This window comes from Flavobacterium panacis, assembly GCF_024649945.1.
Lineage (GTDB): Bacteria > Bacteroidota > Bacteroidia > Flavobacteriales > Flavobacteriaceae > Flavobacterium > Flavobacterium panacis.
In genome coordinates this window covers 228,307-244,581 of record NZ_JANKMS010000001.1, presented here as the reverse complement: position 1 = coordinate 244,581, position 16,275 = coordinate 228,307, and the positions used below count along the sequence as shown (strand labels likewise).

Genomic DNA, 16,275 nt, shown 5'->3' with positions numbered 1-16,275 from the left:
AATTTGGAATTAATCAATTGGAATTTTATTAAAAAGCGAAGATAGATTTTAATTAGGAATTTTGAAAATCAATTATGAGACTTAAGATTTTGAATGTTAAGTTATCGTTATCATAAAAAAATGAACGCAACCATTATAAGAAAGTAAAATCTTAATAATAGTTAACAATCATAAAACCTTAAAAAATGAAAAAAATTGGACTTTTAATCGCATTGTTTATTTCTTTAGCTTCTTGTTCTAATGATGATTCTACTGACAAATTAAAATTAGCAACGAACGATTATTATGGGAAATGGGTAAGTATTCAAAATGAAGCGAGTTGGAATGACGAATATGTTTTTAGTACAGACGGTACTTTTACAAGGAAGAAAACAGTAAACAGCATCACTACAAATCTATCTGGTACTTTTGAAATTTTTGAAAGAGAGGGAAGGGCTAATTTTCAATTGACTTACTCTGCTCCTTCAGATTTAATTTTTAGCTGTGGTAGCGGTTTTGGTGGTAAAAGTGAGCTATTGTATATTCTTAACGGAAATTTAGAAAATTCTGGAAGAATGTGTGATTATCAACTAACATACAAAAAGGCAAAATAATTTAAAGCTTACTAATTCAATTCTTGAAAACTCCGTTATAATGTAACGGAGTTTTTTATTTAACGTCAGTTTTATTTTAATAAAAAAAGATAATCACTAGATTTGTTAGAGCATTAAAATTATAAGCCTCAAATTATGATGAAAGAAGAAAAAGTTCCTTTTGAAACGATAGTTTTTTCCGGTATTACATTCAAAGTAATTAACCGACACGAAGCTCACAATATTATTGGCGATCTTACGGATTTCAACAATCAGAAAATTTATAATGTTTTTGAAGATACCTGGCGTTTTCCTGATTATGAAGAAAACCCGATTTTTCTTTTAGCAGAAGAAGATGTCGAAATGGATATATTAGAGATGGATTTCAGTACAGAAGAACATTCCAATATTTTCATTTTAGGATTTATTTTTAAGGGAAATCTAACGGTTTCAAAATTTATAAGTTCTTATGATACAGATAATTCACCTGCTTTAATTGTTTTAGGAAAAACAACTACAGTAAATATTACTTTATTTGGTAGTGTTCATTATTTAGGCGGTGGCTTGCAATGTGATACACTTGTTGGAGAATACAATCATGGTGAACTTTTTGTAAAAGGTGATCTTGTTGCTTGGCTGATCTACAGCGATGATATGTGGCTTCATTTTGAGCGTTTTACAGATGTTCAAGCCATTGTTAGTACTAATAGACCTGATGTTTTAATTTGCAGTAACGTTACAGATGTTGATGGATCTGTTATAACGGTCGAAAATTATCTGCCTTCTACTCATAAATTATCTGATATTTTAAGTGATTCTTTTATAGAGCTTTCCTCTGATAATACAGAAATATTAGGTAATAATTATCTAGAAGTTTTTAAAGAAGGACTTTCGATCTTAGATTACAATAAGAAAGAAAAGTATCTCTACACCAATTTCCGTAACCAGTTTATAAATATGGTTGAAGTTTTATCTGAAAATGAAGAACTAAAAGCCAATGAAAAAATCGTAAGACATTTTTCTGGAACCACTTATTTGTTTATTCCTTTTGATTATGAAGGAAAGAAATACAGTCAGATTTCTGAAGAAATTTCAAATGGTTTCAACATCAGAATGCGTGCTTTATGGTGTCATGATGACAAAGAAATTATGCTTATCCTAGAATATCTAGATGAAAATGGAGATCCGAAATATCAATGGATTAATGATGAAAATGCGATAGGAATTGAACTTTTCTGTGTAAAACATGCTGCCCTAAAAACTTTTGAAATTCTTATGACTGAAGAAGATAATGATGACGAAGAAGAATCAGATGATGCAGAATATGATGGTAGTTTTTCTTTAGAAGAATTTGCTTCTCAATTTGGCGATTATAAATTACCGATTGATTTAGTAAAATTATATGAGTTTCAACAAGAATACGGTTCAGAAACTTATTCGGAATGTTTTGGATTGACGATAACAAATGATAAAACCGGCATAAAAACCTGGTCTGAAGAAGAAGAATTCTATAATAGTTTTATCGAATTTGCCGGTGCAAACGGCTCTGGGAGTTCCTATGCATATTGGCTAATTGACAAGGATTTAAATAATTGTCCGATTGTGGTTTTTGGAGATGAAGGCGGAATTCACGTTGTGGCAGAAAATATTCGCAGATTGATTCATTTGCTGACATTAGACACTGAAATTTCAGTTGATTTTGATTACGCTTATTTCTACAAAGACGAAGAGTATTATGAAGACAATGAAAATAAAGATGAATTTCATCAATGGGTAAAAGAAGAGTTTAATCTTAATGCCATAGAAACTAATGAAGAAGCAGATGAAATTCTAGAGCAGGCAAAGAGAAAGTACAAACAAAAGCTGAATGATTTTTTAGTAAAATTTGATATTGAAATTAGCGAAGAGGAGGAGGATGAAGAGTAGTTTTTTATCTTTGAATTTAAATTAGAAAAAAATGACAACACATTTAGCGCTTTTACGCGGCATAAACGTTTCGGGCCATAATATGATGAAAATGGAAGCTTTGAAAGCAATGCTCGAGAATCTTGGCTTTCAGAATGTTCGCACTTATCTTCAATCTGGAAATGTTTTTGTAGACAGTGAAGAGGAAGCATCAAAAGTTGGTTTTATGATCAAACAGGAAATTTTTAAAGTTTTCGGACATGAAGTTCCTGTTGTCATGATTACCAAAGAAAACCTAGAATCTTGTTTTGCTAATAATGCTTTTTTGAAAGAGAAAGATGTAGATACCAAGAAATTATATGTTGCTTTCGTTTCAATGGCATTGAAAAAAGAAAACATAAACGATTTAAAAATTAGTCAGTTTAAACCAGACGAAGCAAGTATTGATGAGAACAGAATTTTCATTAAATATGCCGTTGGTGCGGGAAAAACTCGTTTTGATCAAAAATATATAGAGAAAAAATTAAATGTAACTGCAACAATTCGAAACTGGAATACAGTGACGAACTTGCTTAAAATGTATAATGAATAATGAAAAAATATTTTTTAATACTTTTTGTTTGTGTAATGAGTTTCAGTTCTGCCTGTGCCCAAAATACAAAAACAGCTTCTGAAGATTTTAATACTTTTTTTAAGAAATTCAATACGGATCCAAAATTTCAGATTAGTAGAGTAGTTTTTCCTTTAAAATACAAAATGAATAATGATGATTTAGAATTAACGAATTATACAATGACAAAAGAGAAGTATAAAACGCTTAATCTAAACAACAAAGCTGATGAGAAATATTTAAAAAGCACATTGTCCATAAAGAAAAATACCGCAACGCTTCAACAACGCGGACTTGATAATGGAATTTATATTGATTATATCTTTGAACTCAAAGACAACAAATGGTTTCTTAAAACTTGGATAGATGAGTCTACTTAAGATTAATCTCGAAGCCATTTTTGCATAGCTGGAAAAGGAGACTTATTTTCTTTTTCGGCTTTTTCATTTCCAAGACATAGTCCCATCCATTCCAGAAGATGTAATCCTATATAACTTTTGGATTCAAAATTCGAAATAAACCATTCAGAACTACCTTTATATCCATTAGGATGGAATACAAATTCAGGAGGAAGTTGTAAATAACGCAACGCAGCATATGACCATAAAATAGCCGCAATCTCATCGCCTTGAGTAGGCCAATCCTTAGAGATTTTTGTTGAACCAACCAATTTTCTTTCTGAAGGAATTGTTACTGCGAGATGTCCAGCTTCATGCAAAATATCACCAGGATAGAGCAATTTATCATAATCAATATAAATACAGTCAGGGCCTAATTCTAAACCAGGCAGAAAGGTTTCTTCAAGTTTTTTTTCGATAATATCAATACCGATTTCTTTCAGAAAGAATACTACTTTTTTTACTTCAGCATTTTCTTTTAAAGCCATATTAGTTTGTTTTTATGATATTCTTCTTGATGTAAATAGTATCTGCGTTATGAAAAGCTCCTTTTTTCGCACCGCTCCCAAAAGGCTGTATGAATTGAATGTTTTGAGATTCGTAACCTTCTTTCTCAATAGCTTCATTTACGGCTAAAGTGGCTGCTTCAAAACCAAAAAATGTGAATTGATGATGACGCTTTTCAACTAATGAGAAATAACCATTTGATTGGCTTACAGTCTCACCAACTTTACAATTTTCAATAGGTTGCTTCGTTTCTGCATCGTAAATATATCCAGTAATTTGAGGTCTTTTACACCTATTAACCAAACAACTTTGCAAAGAGAAAGAAACAAGAATTAGAAAAATAAATTTATAAAAAAACTTCATTATTTTTTAATTAAATCACAATACCAAAATCCAAATTCAAAAGCAGTTTCATCATTTGTGTCACATACATTATTTGATGAATCTTGCTTTTCGGGTTTTTCATACTTTCGATAGACAATTTCACCGATTTCAAAGTTAATGGGTTTTGAAAATATTGGACCGTCAAATGTAAAGGTATGAAATTCACCATTTTCACCACAAACATCTACATTCTCAGGTAAATCATTAATAAAATTTTGATCGATAATTCTGCCAACAAAGCTTTTGTCTAGATATTTTTCGTTGACACAAACCACAATAGCTTTGAATCCCAACGAAATAAATTCCTGAATTAAATCTTGCGTTGGAATCTTCCAAATAGGAAAAACGCCTTTGAAATCAATTTTTGCCAGTTGATTTTCTCGATATAATCGTAAATCTTCCAAGAAAATATCCCCAAAAACGGAATGTGTTATACCATTGCTTTTTAATTCCGATAAAGTTTTGGTCATTACGTCTTCATAAACTTCCATTGATGGCATTTCTGGAATTTCCATAATTTTCAAAGGAATTGCGATGCTTTCAGCTTGAGCTTGCAACAATTCAACACGGATTCCATGCATCGAAATTCGCTGATATTTTTCATTTACACTGGTCAGCAGTGTTTCAATTTTATATTCAGAATCTTGAAGTATTTTATATAAAGCAAGAGCAGAATCTTTTCCGCTGCTCCAATTAAATAAGGCTTTTTGAGGTTCAGACACGATTTGTTGGTTTAATATGGTAAACTTACAAATTTCATTCTATTTGTAAAGGAAACCTTTGTAACTTTGGGATTTTGCCTTCAAATACATTTCAATGAAATATATCTTTTTATTATTCACCAGTTTTCTTTTTGCGCAACAAACTCAAAATGTTGATTTCAAATCGGTTTCAGGACAATTATTTTTAAATTCAAAAGAAAAAACGGTTTCAGGTTCTGTAGATTTTCAATTTGACCTTTTAAAAGATTGTGATACCATTTTTCTTGATGCTAAAAACATGGAATTTTCGAAAGTGAAAATTAATGATAATGACGTTGTTTTTCTAAATGACAATAAACAATTAAAACTAGTTTCACATTTTACAAAAGGACAAAATCATTTGACTTTTGATTATAAAACAAGACCAAAACAAGCACTTTATTTTGTTGATATAGAAAATGAAGAAATACAAATTTGGACACAAGGGCAGGGCAGATATACCAGCAATTGGTTTCCAAGTTTTGATGATGTAAATGAGAAACTAATTTTTAATCTCGGGATTTCTTTTGATAAAGAATATCAGGTCGTTTCAAATGGAGTTTTAAAAGCCAAAAAGACAGAAGGAAATTTAAGTCGTTGGCAATATCAAATGGAAAAACCAATGAGTTCTTATTTGTTAATGCTGGCAGTTGGAAAATTTGATAAAAAAGAGTTTAAATCTAAAACTAGAATTCCATTAGAATATTATTATGAGCCAAAAGATTCTAATCGTTTTGAGCCTACATATCGTTATTCTAAAAGAATTTTTGATTTCCTTGAAAAAGAAATCGGAGTAAAATATCCTTGGAAAATAAACAGACAAATTCCAGTTCGTGACTTTTTGTACGCGGGAATGGAAAATACGACAACAACGCTTTTTGCAACGCGTTATGTAGTTGATTCAGTTGGCTTTTGTGATCGAAATTACACCAATGTCGATGCGCACGAATTGGCTCATCATTGGTTTGGAGATTTGATTACGGCTGAAAGTAGTAAACACCATTGGCTTCAAGAAGGTTTTGCAACGTATTTTGCTTTACTGGCAGAGAAAGAGATTTACGGAGAAGATTATTTTTATTCCAAATTATACGATACCGCGCAACAGATTAAATTTGCATCCAGAACAGATACAATTCCTGTTTTAAATGCAAAAGCAAGTTCGCTTACATTTTATGAAAAAGGAGCATGGACATTGTTTGTGCTACATGAATCAATTGGTGATAAGGCATTTAAAAAAGCAATAAAAAGTTATTTAAATAAATACGCTTATCAGACAGTAAACACTCAAAATTTCTTTGACGAGATTAAAAAAGTTTCTGATTTTGATTTAGAAAAATTTCAAAAAACCTGGCTAGAATCAACACTATTTGATACTCCAACAGCAAATGCTTTGTTAAGTAAAAATAAAACAATTCAAAAGCGTTTAGAAATTGATAAGTTAAAAAAAACACCTTTGACAGAGAAATTTGATCTATTAAAAAGTATTTTAGAATCTGATGTTTATCGTTCTGTAAAAGAGGCTGTTGTTGATCAATTAGAGAATGAAAAATACGAAGATAAGAAACCGCTCTTACTCTTGGCATTAGAGACAAAAGATGTTCAGGTTCGCCAAAATGTTGCTGGAACTATGACTAAGATTCCAGAGGATTTCAGGTTGAATTATGAAACATTATTAGACGATCAATCTTATCAAACACAAGAAACGGCCTTATATTGGCTTTGGAGAAACTTTCCAGATCATAGAAAAGAATATTTGGATAAATCTAAAGACTGGATTGGTTTTAATGATTATAATCTGCGTACTTTATGGCTTTCATTGGCATTGTCTACCACAAATTACACTAACGATCCTGAATCTTTAATTAATGAATTGATCGGCTTTTCTTCTACAAAATATGAAGCAACGACAAGACAAAATGCCTTAGAAAAGTTAATTGCTTTTAAAATTATTAACGATCAGGTTTTGAGTAATTTAGTTGCATCTACTACACATCATATGTGGCAGTTTTCAAAGTTTGGAAGAGATACTATTCGACTTTTATTAAAAAATCCAGAAATGCGTGCTTCATTTAATAGAATTTTACCTAATTTGAACCCCGATGAACAGTTCCAATTGAATCGTTTGTTGAAAGAGTAATTAAGAGATTAAAAGTAGAAGAAAGAAACAAGAAGAAAGATTTTGAAACTCTTTTTCTTGCTTCTTTTCTCTAAAAGAAATCAAGAAAATCCCAAAAATACTACATTACAATTTATGAGAGCATTGGTTATTTCAGGTGGTGGCAGTAAAGGCGCATTTGCCGGCGGTGTTGCCCAGTATTTAATAGAAGAGAAAAAGCACGAATATGATTTGTTTTTAGGAACTTCGACAGGAAGTTTATTAATTCCGCATTTAGCTCTCGGTCATATCAAAAAAATTCATTCTGTATATACCAATGTAACAATGGCAAGTATTTTTAATATTTGTCCATTTGTGGTTAAAAATAAAGATGGAGTAGATATTGTAACAATCAATCACTTTAATGTTTTGCGTCAGTTTTTTAAAGGAAAAAGAACTTTTGGAGAAAGTAAAGGATTGAAGAAATACATTCAGAATAATTTCTCGCTTTCGGACTTCAATAAGCTAAAAAAAATGAAGACCGATGTTGTGGTAACGGTTACAAATTTTACTAAAAACGAGTCAGAATATAAATCGGTTAAAGATTGTAGTTATGAGGAGTTTTGTGAATGGTCTTGGATTTCAAGTAATTATGTTCCGTTTATGAGTTTGGTCGAAAAGAATAATTTTGAATATGGTGATGGAGGATTTTCAAGCTTAGTTCCAATACGTGAAGCAATTAACAGAGGAGCTACAGAAATTGATGTAATTGTACTTGAAACTGAAGTCAATACGACCAAAACTGTAATAGGTAAAAACCCGTTTTCGTTGATGATTGACTTGTTTAGAATTGCTTTAGATCAGGTCGAAAAACATGATATTGCTATAGGAAAACTTATGGCAAACAGTAAAGATGTAAAACTTAATTTATATTATACTCCTATAAAATTAACGGATAATGCCTTGATTTTTAATAAAGATGTAATGAAAGAATGGTGGGAACAAGGTTATGAATACGCTCAGAATAAATCTGAAGTTATGAGTGATAACAAGATAATGATTTGATTTTTAGATTGAAGATTTTAGATTCTTTATTCCAAATCTAAAATCTGCAATCTAAAATTATTTTTTACCAAAGTTCTGCAACTTCACTTTTAATAAAACTTAAAGCAGCATTACTTGGAGATTGTTTCTCCAATAAATCATTTAAAATTACTTCGCGAAGTTTATCAGCATTTTCTACTTTATCGCTCATGGCAGCTTTACGGATCATTTGGATTGTTGCGTTTTTTGCAGTTGAAATAATTGTCCAACATTCTTCAGACATGTAAATCTGTTGTGTCAAATTATGCTCAAATTCCTGTTCGATTTGGTCAATTACATAATTTTCATAATCATGTTTGTTTTGAGAAATAGGAGATATTCTAATTAACAATTTCGTCAAATTAATGCGTTCTAAAAACAAAGTCATACGCTCGTATGCTTGTAAACGTACTGGAAGCGATTCTTTATGAGCTTGTTTGTTTAATAAAAAAGCACGTTTTCTATCATTGTTTTTAATGTGTAATTCGAAGAAACGATACGCTACAACTCCTGTAACTAAGGCTGGTAAAGTATAACTTGCTAGTTCTATTATTTTGTTGAAATCCATTGGAATAATTTTTAAGCAAAAATATACTTTTTGATGAAAAATCCACTTTAAATTTATGGTAATAAACAAAAAGGAAGACGTACTTTTGCAACTTATTTTTACTTCGACTGAAATATAGCTTTAATGGATTCATACGTAATACTTTTTCTTTGTTTAGCTGCCTTTGCTGCAGGTTTTATAGATGCCATTGTGGGTGGCGGAGGATTAATTCAAACTCCAATGGGATTGATATTATTGCCAAATCTTCCAGTTTCGACAGTTGTAGGAACCTTAAAAATTCCGGCTTTTAGTGGAACTGCTTTTGCCGCTTTTCAATATTTGAAAAAAGTGGTAATTCAATGGAAGTTATTAATCATAATGATGTGTTTGGCCGTTCCGTCTGCATTTTTAGGTTCTACAATTTTAACGATGGTGAGTAATGATTTTATGAAACCGCTTCTATTGGTGGTTTTATCTTTATTGTTTGTTTATACTTATGCAAAGAAGAATTTTGGGCAACATGTTGCTAAAGATCATTCGGCAGCAACACAAATAATGTATGCAGTTGTAATTAGCGTTATAGTAGGTTTTTATGACGGGTTTATTGGGCCAGGAACAGGCAGCTTCTTTGTTGTAGCTTTTATTGCGCTTTTAGGTTTCGATTTTCTTCATGCTTCTGCTAATGCAAAAATGGTAAATCTGGCTACGAACTTTGGTTCAATTTGTTTGTTTATGATCAAAGGAAAAATCATTTGGTCTATTGCGATTCCGATGGCAATAAGCAATGGAATTGGTGGCTGGCTTGGTGCTAAACTCGCAATTAATAAAGGAAATGGTTTTATTCGAATTTTCTTTTTGATTGTTGTGGTAGGAACACTAATTCGATTTGCATACGATGTTTTTTTTAAATAGAGTTGCTAATGAACGAAGGTACTGAAATTCTTATTTTTTTTATGTTTTCGTAATGGGTGTCATTTTATTAGTTTATATTTGTCATATAGCAATATAATAAGTCTCATAAAATGATAGAAATTGTTGAAAATTACGAGAATTACATAAATGATTTGCCTGAATTAATAAATAAATCATACTATAAGGCTGAGTTTTTTATGCAGAAACTAGGCTTGAAACATGCTACTTACTATAGAAAATTAAAATCGAAAACATTTACGCATCAAGAAGTGAAATTGATAACTAGATTGTTGTTTCCAGAAGATATGTTAAAGCAAGAATTACAAAAAGGAGAGGATGATATAATATCTGGTCGCACTATTGATTTTGATGATTTTAAAGAGAAATTAAGAGCTAAGTATAATATCTAAATCAACAGGATTTCTTTTGTTATCCCAAAACAAAATAATATATAAGGTTTGCTTTTCAATTTTGTAGAATAAATATACCTGATTTGATATAAGAAATTTTCTGTACGATGTATTTTTGTATTTTGAACCTATATCATTGTTTTTAGCTATTATTTCTATAATGGATATGGTCTTATTTGAGAATAACGTTCCTTTTGACTCACTAAATTTATTGACAATGTCAAAATAACTTTTTTCAGCAAGTTCTGTTAATTTTATATCCATTACCCTTCTCTTAAGTTTACAAATATAATATTTTTAAGTTTTTTCTTTCAAAATGTTTTAAAAAAGCCAATTGCTTAAATGTAGCCCCGGTTGAGGCGGTATCCTCGTAGCATAGCGAAGAGATATAGCCGAAAGCGGGAAACCATGTCTAATAAAATGCCTTTTGTTTGGCTTCAAAAAAAGAAAAACTTAGTAGCTTAGAACCTTTGCAACTTAGTAGCTTATTACATCTTTAATTCTTAATTTTGCATAAAAGGAGAAAATTACATGCAGAAATATATTGACCAGCTCAACGAAGCGCAGAGAGCGCCTGTCTTAAAGAAAGACGGGCCAATGATTATTATTGCTGGTGCAGGTTCGGGAAAAACCCGTGTTTTAACGATTAGAATTGCTTATTTGATGCATCAGGGAATTGATGCTTTCAATATTTTGTCGCTGACTTTTACCAATAAAGCAGCAAGAGAAATGAAGCACAGAATCTCCGATATTGTAGGAGCATCTGAGGCAAAAAATCTCTGGATGGGAACTTTTCACTCTATTTTTGCTCGTATTTTGAGAGCAGAATCAGATCATTTGGGATATCCTTCCAATTTTACTATTTATGATTCTCAGGATTCGGCCAGACTGATTTCTTCTATTATTAAAGAAATGCAGCTGGATCGTGATATCTATAAACCTAAACAGGTTTTAGGACGTATATCTAATTATAAAAATAGTTTGATTACGGTTAAGGCTTATTTTAATAATCCGGAATTGGTTGAAGCCGATGCCATGGCAAAAAGACCAAGATTGGGAGAAATTTATCAGCAATATGTAGAACGCTGTTTCAAGGCAGGAGCAATGGATTTTGATGATTTATTGTTGAAAACCAACGAATTGTTGACACGTTTTCCTGAGGTTTTAGCAAAATATCAAAACCGTTTTAGATATATTCTGGTTGATGAGTACCAGGATACGAATCACTCTCAGTATTTGATTGTTAGGGCTTTATCTGATAAATTTCAGAACATTTGTGTGGTTGGTGATGATGCGCAAAGTATTTATGCTTTCCGTGGGGCGAATATCAATAACATTTTGAACTTCCAGAAGGATTATGAAGGAGTTATAATGTTCCGTTTGGAACAAAATTATCGTTCTACCCGAAACATTGTGGAAGCGGCAAATACAGTTATGGAGCACAACAAAACCAAACTAGATAAAGTGGTTTGGACAGCAAACGAATTTGGGCCAAAAATTAAAGTTCATAGAAGTTTGACAGATGCCGAAGAAGGGCGTTTTGTTGCCAGTACGATTTTTGAGCAGAAAATGCAAAATCAACTTCATAATGGATCTTTTGCTATTTTATACAGAACAAATGCGCAATCGCGTGCAATGGAAGATGCGTTGAGAAAACGTGATATTCCATATAGAATTTATGGTGGATTATCATTCTATCAACGTAAAGAGATTAAAGACGTTTTATGCTATCTGCGTTTGGTTCTGAATCCGAAAGACGAAGAGGCTTTGATTCGTGTGATCAATTATCCAGCACGTGGAATTGGTGATACAACGATAGAAAAACTGACTATTGCGGCAAATCATTACAAACGTTCGATTTGGGAAGTAATGGTGAATATTGATAAAATCGACTTAAAACTGAATGCTGGAACTAAAAACAAATTGAAAGATTTTGTTACTATGATTCAGAGTTTTCAAGTGATCGATCAGAATCAGGATGCTTTTTATATTACAGATCACGTTGCTAAGAAAACTGGTTTGGTTCAGGAATTGAAGAAAGATGCTACTCCAGAAGGGATGGCAAAGATTCAGAACATTGAGGAGCTTTTAAACGGTATTAAAGATTTTACTGAGGGGCAAAGAGAAATTGATGGAGCAAGAGGAGCGCTTTCTGAATTTATGGAAGATGTCGCTTTGGCAACAGATTTAGATAAAGATACTAATGATGATGATCGTGTAGCGTTAATGACGATTCACTTGGCAAAAGGACTGGAGTTTCCTCATGTTTTTGTGGTAGGTATGGAAGAAGATTTGTTTCCGAGTGCCATGAGTATGAGTACAAGAAGCGAATTGGAAGAAGAACGTCGTTTATTTTATGTGGCGTTGACACGTGCAGAACATCAGGCATATTTGACTTATGCTCAATCTCGCTACCGCTGGGGAAAACTAACAGATAGTGAACCTTCGAGATTTATTGAAGAAATTGAAGATCAGTATTTGGAATATTTAACACCAGCAGAAACGAATTATCGTTATAAATCACCAATTGATGGTGATATTTTTGGAGAAGTAGATAAATCTAAGTTAAGATTAGTAAAACCTGTTGGAGGCACACCTCCTAAACAAGTTACAGATAATAGTCCGAAACCAGATTTGAATATTCGAAAATTAAAACCTGTTTCAGGAAATGCGCCTAGTAATGAGAATTCGAATTTATTTGACAATAAACTGACAGTAGGAAACGTGGTTATGCACGAACGTTTTGGAAAAGGAGAAGTAATAAATCTAGAAGGTGTTGGCGCTGACAGAAAAGCTGAAATAAAATTTGAAGTGGGCGGAATCAAGAAATTGTTGCTAAGATTCGCAAAACTTAATGTTGTTGGGTAAAATTTGCTTTTAATTAGTATTCATACAATAAATATGAAACAAGAAGATTGAAAAGTATAATAGTTTTAACCTGAAACAGCTTTAACTTTAAACAAAAAAACAAAATGGCTGAATTTATAAAAATATACCCAGATAAACCTAGTGAAGCAGCAATTGCAAAAGTGGTAAAAGTGCTTCAGAATGGTGGATTGGTAATTTATCCGACTGATACAGTTTATGGTTTGGGTTGTGATATTACTAATTCTAGAGCTTTAGAAAAAATTGCAAAGATTAAAGGAGTTAAATTAGAGAAAGCAAACTTTTCGTTTATTTGTCATGATTTGAGTAATTTATCTGATTATGTGCGTCAGATTGATACTTCGACTTTTAAGATTTTAAAGAGAGCATTACCGGGGCCTTATACTTTTATTTTACCTGGAAATAATAATCTTCCGAAAGAATTTAAAAAGAAAACGACAGTTGGTATTCGTGTTCCTGATAACAATATTATATTAGAAATTGTGCGTCAGTTAGGAAATCCAGTTGTGTCAACCTCTATTCGTGATGAAGATGATGTAATCGAATATACAACAGATCCGGAATTAATTTTTGAGAAATGGCAGAATCTTGTGGATATGGTTATCGATGGTGGATATGGAGATAATGTTGGTTCTACAATTATTGATCTTTCAGAACATGAACCAGTTATTGTAAGAGAAGGAAAAGGAGATATCGATATTTTGTAAAAAAATACTTTAATTGAATAAAGTTTTAAAAATATTGCCTAACTTTATTATGTTAAAATTTAGTTAGTTATTTAAAATACTTTTATTCTTTTTAGAATACAAAAAAGCAGGTCAATTGACCTGCTTTTTCTGTTTTTATGAATATGAAAACCAAGAATTATTTAGATTGTTTTTTCATTTCTTTTTCAATCATATCATAGAATTGATCGATTTTTGGCATAACTACGATACGAGTTCTTCTGTTACGAGCTTTATCTTCAGCAGTATCATTAGAAACTAAAGGAACATAAGAACTTCTACCTGCAGCGATTAATTTAGCTGGGTTAACACCAAGATCGTTTGTTAATACACGAACGATTGAAGTAGAACGTTTAACACTTAAATCCCAGTTGTCTAAGATAATTCCGTTGCTTTTGTATGGTACATTATCAGTGTGACCTTCAACCATACATTCGAAATCAGGTTTGTCATTTACAACTTTAGCAACTTTAGCTAACACAGTTTTAGCTTTGTCACTAACTTCGTAGCTTCCGCTTTTAAATAATAATTTATCAGCGATAGAGATAAATACAACTCCTTTTTCAACATTTACTTCGATGTCTGGATCGTTGATTCCAACAGCTCCTTTTAAGCTTGTAACTAATGCTAAAGTAACACTGTCTTTTTTAGTTAAAGCATCCTGAAGTCTAGAGATTTTTAAATCTTTTTCTTTTAAGCTTTCAAGAGATTTTTCTAGGTTTTCAGCACCTTTAGTTGTTAAGATTGTTAAATCTTTAGAGCTGTTGATTAAGTCTTGATTATGTTGTTTGTAGCTGTCAGCTGTAGCAGCCAATCCAGCTTTTTCTTCTAAGCACGTGTTTAATTTTACAGTACAAGAGTTTAACAAATCTTGAGTCTCTTTGTTTTTTGCTTCTAACTCAGCATATTTCTTTTTAGAAACACACGAAGTTAGGGCCATTAATACTGATAGTGCGATAACTATTTTTCTCATAAATTTAATTTTAATTAGACTTGATTACAAATTTAGTTTTTAATATTTTGAATACTGTTAAAGATTTCTTTAAATAAGGTCATTTTCCTCATATAATAAAGGAAAACGATGCTTTTTACCATATAGTATTGCTGAATCTGAAATTCTTTTCGTTTTCCGAGATATTTTAAAGATAAGCAATAAAATGAAAAATGTGCCTTTAAAATAGCAAAAGTATGCGCTAATTTACCTTGTGTAAGAAAACGGATACCTGCAATTCCATCTAAAACCATACGGAAGAAGATTACCCAAAATAATCCTCTTTTTGGCAGGTTCTTGACAAGCATTAATAATGAATTTCTAAAATTCAAATAGGTTTTCTTAGGATTTCCTTGTTGTAAAGTCGCTCCGCCAACGTGATAAACAAGAGACTGATAATTATACTTTATAATATGTCCTTCGTTTGAAGCGCGCCAACACAAATCAATTTCTTCCTGATGTGCAAAAAAACTTTCATCAAAACCTCCAAGTTCATGATAAACATTTTTTCTGATGAAGAAACAAGCTCCCGAAGCCCAGAATAATTCACAATTATTATTGTATTGTCCATTGTCTTTTTCTACAGTTTCAAAAATTCTTCCTCTACAAAATGGGAAACCGTATTTATCTATGAAACCACCTGCTGCGCCTGCATATTCAAAATATTCTTTGTTTTTGAAATCCAGAATTTTAGGCTGAATAATGGCAGTTTGCTTTTCATTGTCAAAAGTCTCGATAATTGGTTTTAGCCAATTTTCTGTCACTTCAATATCTGAATTTACTAATGCATAAATTTCAGCATCTATATGTTTTAAGGCATCATTATAGCCTTTTGCAAAACCATAATTACCTGAATTCTTTACAATCTTAACGGTGGGGAAATTTTGTAGAACAAATTCAACAGAAGTATCTGTAGAATCATTATCTGCAACATAAATTGTCGCACCTTCTGAAAACTGAATAACAGATGGTAAAAACTGCTCAAGCAATTTTACTCCGTTCCAATTTAAAATGACAACTGCTATTTTATCCAAAAGTATTGTAATTATTTATTTTTAATGGTTTTCTTTATAGTCAGGCAGGTTTCTTAAAAACTCATATTTTTCGTTTTCAAAATCCATTTGACAATAAAAATGGTTTAGTCCGTTTGTGACATTCAAAAACCGTGCCTGCATTGTCATATTGTAACGCGCAATTTGATCAAAAGTTGCCTGAGAGATCTTAACTTCGGGTGCTTTACACTCTACTAATATATGTATAGAACCATCTGAATTAAAAACGACAACATCGTATCGTTTTCTTAATCCGTTGACTTTTAAAACTTTCTCTACATTAATTAACGATTTCGGATATTTTTTTTCGTAAATTAAAAAATGAACAACGTGCTGACGAACCCATTCTTCAGGAGTAAGAATTATAAATTTTTTTCTTATTTCATCAAAAATAGACACTTTATTTTCGCTATTTTTGAATCGAAAACTATAGATCGGAAAGTTTAATCGCTGCATAA

Annotated in this window: 18 protein-coding genes; 10 read left to right on the top strand and 8 right to left on the bottom strand. The window is 31.6% G+C overall.

The genetic code is table 11. The features are described 5' to 3' along the window. The first annotated feature begins 185 nt into the window (after positions 1-185). The 4 genes from NQQ59_RS01205 to NQQ59_RS01190 all read left to right on the top strand — a co-directional run bounded on the left by NQQ59_RS01205 (position 186) and on the right by NQQ59_RS01190 (position 3,467). Positions 186-593, top strand: coding sequence for a hypothetical protein (locus tag NQQ59_RS01205; protein WP_144212900.1), 408 nt, complete (start codon positions 186-188; stop codon positions 591-593). 135 nt (positions 594-728) lie between these two features. Beyond that, the gene (locus NQQ59_RS01200; RefSeq protein WP_257698071.1) at positions 729-2,498 is read left to right on the top strand and encodes an LYR motif-containing protein; all 1,770 of its coding nucleotides are present in this window, start codon (positions 729-731) and stop codon (positions 2,496-2,498) included. 31 nt (positions 2,499-2,529) lie between these two features. Next, a complete protein-coding gene (locus tag NQQ59_RS01195) occupies positions 2,530-3,069 on the top strand; it encodes a DUF1697 domain-containing protein (RefSeq protein ID WP_144212898.1) in 540 nt (179 codons plus the stop codon). Further along, positions 3,069-3,467: a DUF4348 domain-containing protein gene (locus NQQ59_RS01190; protein ID WP_144212896.1), complete on the top strand. Its 399-nt coding sequence runs from the start codon at positions 3,069-3,071 to the stop codon at positions 3,465-3,467. The genes NQQ59_RS01195 and NQQ59_RS01190 overlap by 1 nt, the downstream gene beginning before the upstream one ends. A gap of 2 nt (positions 3,468-3,469) precedes the next feature. Here NQQ59_RS01190 and NQQ59_RS01185 read toward each other — a convergent pair whose 3' ends face one another. From NQQ59_RS01185 to NQQ59_RS01175, 3 genes are read right to left on the bottom strand one after another with little or no spacing between them, the layout of a single operon-like run. After that, on the bottom strand, positions 3,470-3,973 hold the full coding sequence (locus tag NQQ59_RS01185) for a hypothetical protein (RefSeq protein ID WP_144212895.1): 504 nt from the start codon (positions 3,971-3,973) through the stop codon (positions 3,470-3,472). A 1-nt stretch (position 3,974) separates the two neighbouring features. Continuing rightward, the gene (locus NQQ59_RS01180) at positions 3,975-4,295 is read right to left on the bottom strand and encodes a peptidase associated/transthyretin-like domain-containing protein (protein WP_257698069.1); all 321 of its coding nucleotides are present in this window, start codon (positions 4,293-4,295) and stop codon (positions 3,975-3,977) included. A gap of 59 nt (positions 4,296-4,354) precedes the next feature. Continuing rightward, entirely contained in the window at positions 4,355-5,098 is a 744-nt protein-coding gene (locus NQQ59_RS01175; protein ID WP_144212891.1) for a Dph6-related ATP pyrophosphatase, read from the bottom strand. A gap of 94 nt (positions 5,099-5,192) precedes the next feature. On the opposite strand from NQQ59_RS01175, the gene NQQ59_RS01170 reads away from it, so the two are divergent. Beyond that, positions 5,193-7,253 carry a M1 family metallopeptidase gene (locus NQQ59_RS01170; protein ID WP_144212889.1) on the top strand — a complete coding sequence of 687 codons (2,061 nt, stop codon included), beginning with the start codon at positions 5,193-5,195 and terminating at the stop codon, positions 7,251-7,253. Positions 7,254-7,367: 114 nt separating this feature from the next. Then, the gene (locus NQQ59_RS01165; RefSeq protein ID WP_144212887.1) at positions 7,368-8,276 is read left to right on the top strand and encodes a patatin-like phospholipase family protein; all 909 of its coding nucleotides are present in this window, start codon (positions 7,368-7,370) and stop codon (positions 8,274-8,276) included. Between the two features lie 64 nt (positions 8,277-8,340). Here the strand turns inward: NQQ59_RS01165 and NQQ59_RS01160 are convergent, their stop codons facing one another. Next, a complete protein-coding gene (locus NQQ59_RS01160) occupies positions 8,341-8,862 on the bottom strand; it encodes a DUF7935 family protein (RefSeq protein ID WP_144212885.1) in 522 nt (173 codons plus the stop codon). A 123-nt stretch (positions 8,863-8,985) separates the two neighbouring features. On the opposite strand from NQQ59_RS01160, the gene NQQ59_RS01155 reads away from it, so the two are divergent. Both NQQ59_RS01155 and NQQ59_RS01150 read left to right on the top strand, forming a co-directional pair. Then, positions 8,986-9,753 carry a sulfite exporter TauE/SafE family protein gene (locus tag NQQ59_RS01155; RefSeq protein WP_144212883.1) on the top strand — a complete coding sequence of 256 codons (768 nt, stop codon included), beginning with the start codon at positions 8,986-8,988 and terminating at the stop codon, positions 9,751-9,753. 110 nt (positions 9,754-9,863) lie between these two features. Continuing rightward, on the top strand, positions 9,864-10,163 hold the full coding sequence (locus tag NQQ59_RS01150; protein ID WP_144212881.1) for a hypothetical protein: 300 nt from the start codon (positions 9,864-9,866) through the stop codon (positions 10,161-10,163). Here NQQ59_RS01150 and NQQ59_RS01145 read toward each other — a convergent pair. Beyond that, complete coding sequence (locus tag NQQ59_RS01145) at positions 10,140-10,427, bottom strand: type II toxin-antitoxin system RelE/ParE family toxin (RefSeq protein ID WP_144212879.1); 288 nt, start codon at positions 10,425-10,427, stop codon at positions 10,140-10,142. The genes NQQ59_RS01150 and NQQ59_RS01145 overlap by 24 nt on opposite strands. Before the next feature lie 267 nt (positions 10,428-10,694). On the opposite strand from NQQ59_RS01145, the gene NQQ59_RS01140 reads away from it, so the two are divergent. Both NQQ59_RS01140 and NQQ59_RS01135 read left to right on the top strand, forming a co-directional pair. Next, entirely contained in the window at positions 10,695-13,031 is a 2,337-nt protein-coding gene (locus tag NQQ59_RS01140; protein WP_144212877.1) for an ATP-dependent helicase, read from the top strand. A 104-nt stretch (positions 13,032-13,135) separates the two neighbouring features. Then, on the top strand, positions 13,136-13,756 hold the full coding sequence (locus NQQ59_RS01135) for an L-threonylcarbamoyladenylate synthase (protein ID WP_072970810.1): 621 nt from the start codon (positions 13,136-13,138) through the stop codon (positions 13,754-13,756). A 157-nt stretch (positions 13,757-13,913) separates the two neighbouring features. Here the strand turns inward: NQQ59_RS01135 and NQQ59_RS01130 are convergent, their stop codons facing one another. From NQQ59_RS01130 to NQQ59_RS01120, 3 genes are read right to left on the bottom strand one after another with little or no spacing between them, the layout of a single operon-like run. Then, a complete protein-coding gene (locus NQQ59_RS01130) occupies positions 13,914-14,747 on the bottom strand; it encodes an OmpA/MotB family protein (RefSeq protein WP_144212875.1) in 834 nt (277 codons plus the stop codon). A gap of 32 nt (positions 14,748-14,779) precedes the next feature. Beyond that, positions 14,780-15,799: a glycosyltransferase family 2 protein gene (locus tag NQQ59_RS01125; RefSeq protein ID WP_144212873.1), complete on the bottom strand. Its 1,020-nt coding sequence runs from the start codon at positions 15,797-15,799 to the stop codon at positions 14,780-14,782. A 21-nt stretch (positions 15,800-15,820) separates the two neighbouring features. Continuing rightward, positions 15,821-16,273, bottom strand: coding sequence for a type I restriction enzyme HsdR N-terminal domain-containing protein (locus tag NQQ59_RS01120; protein WP_144212871.1), 453 nt, complete (start codon positions 16,271-16,273; stop codon positions 15,821-15,823). Positions 16,274-16,275: the final 2 nt, after the last annotated feature.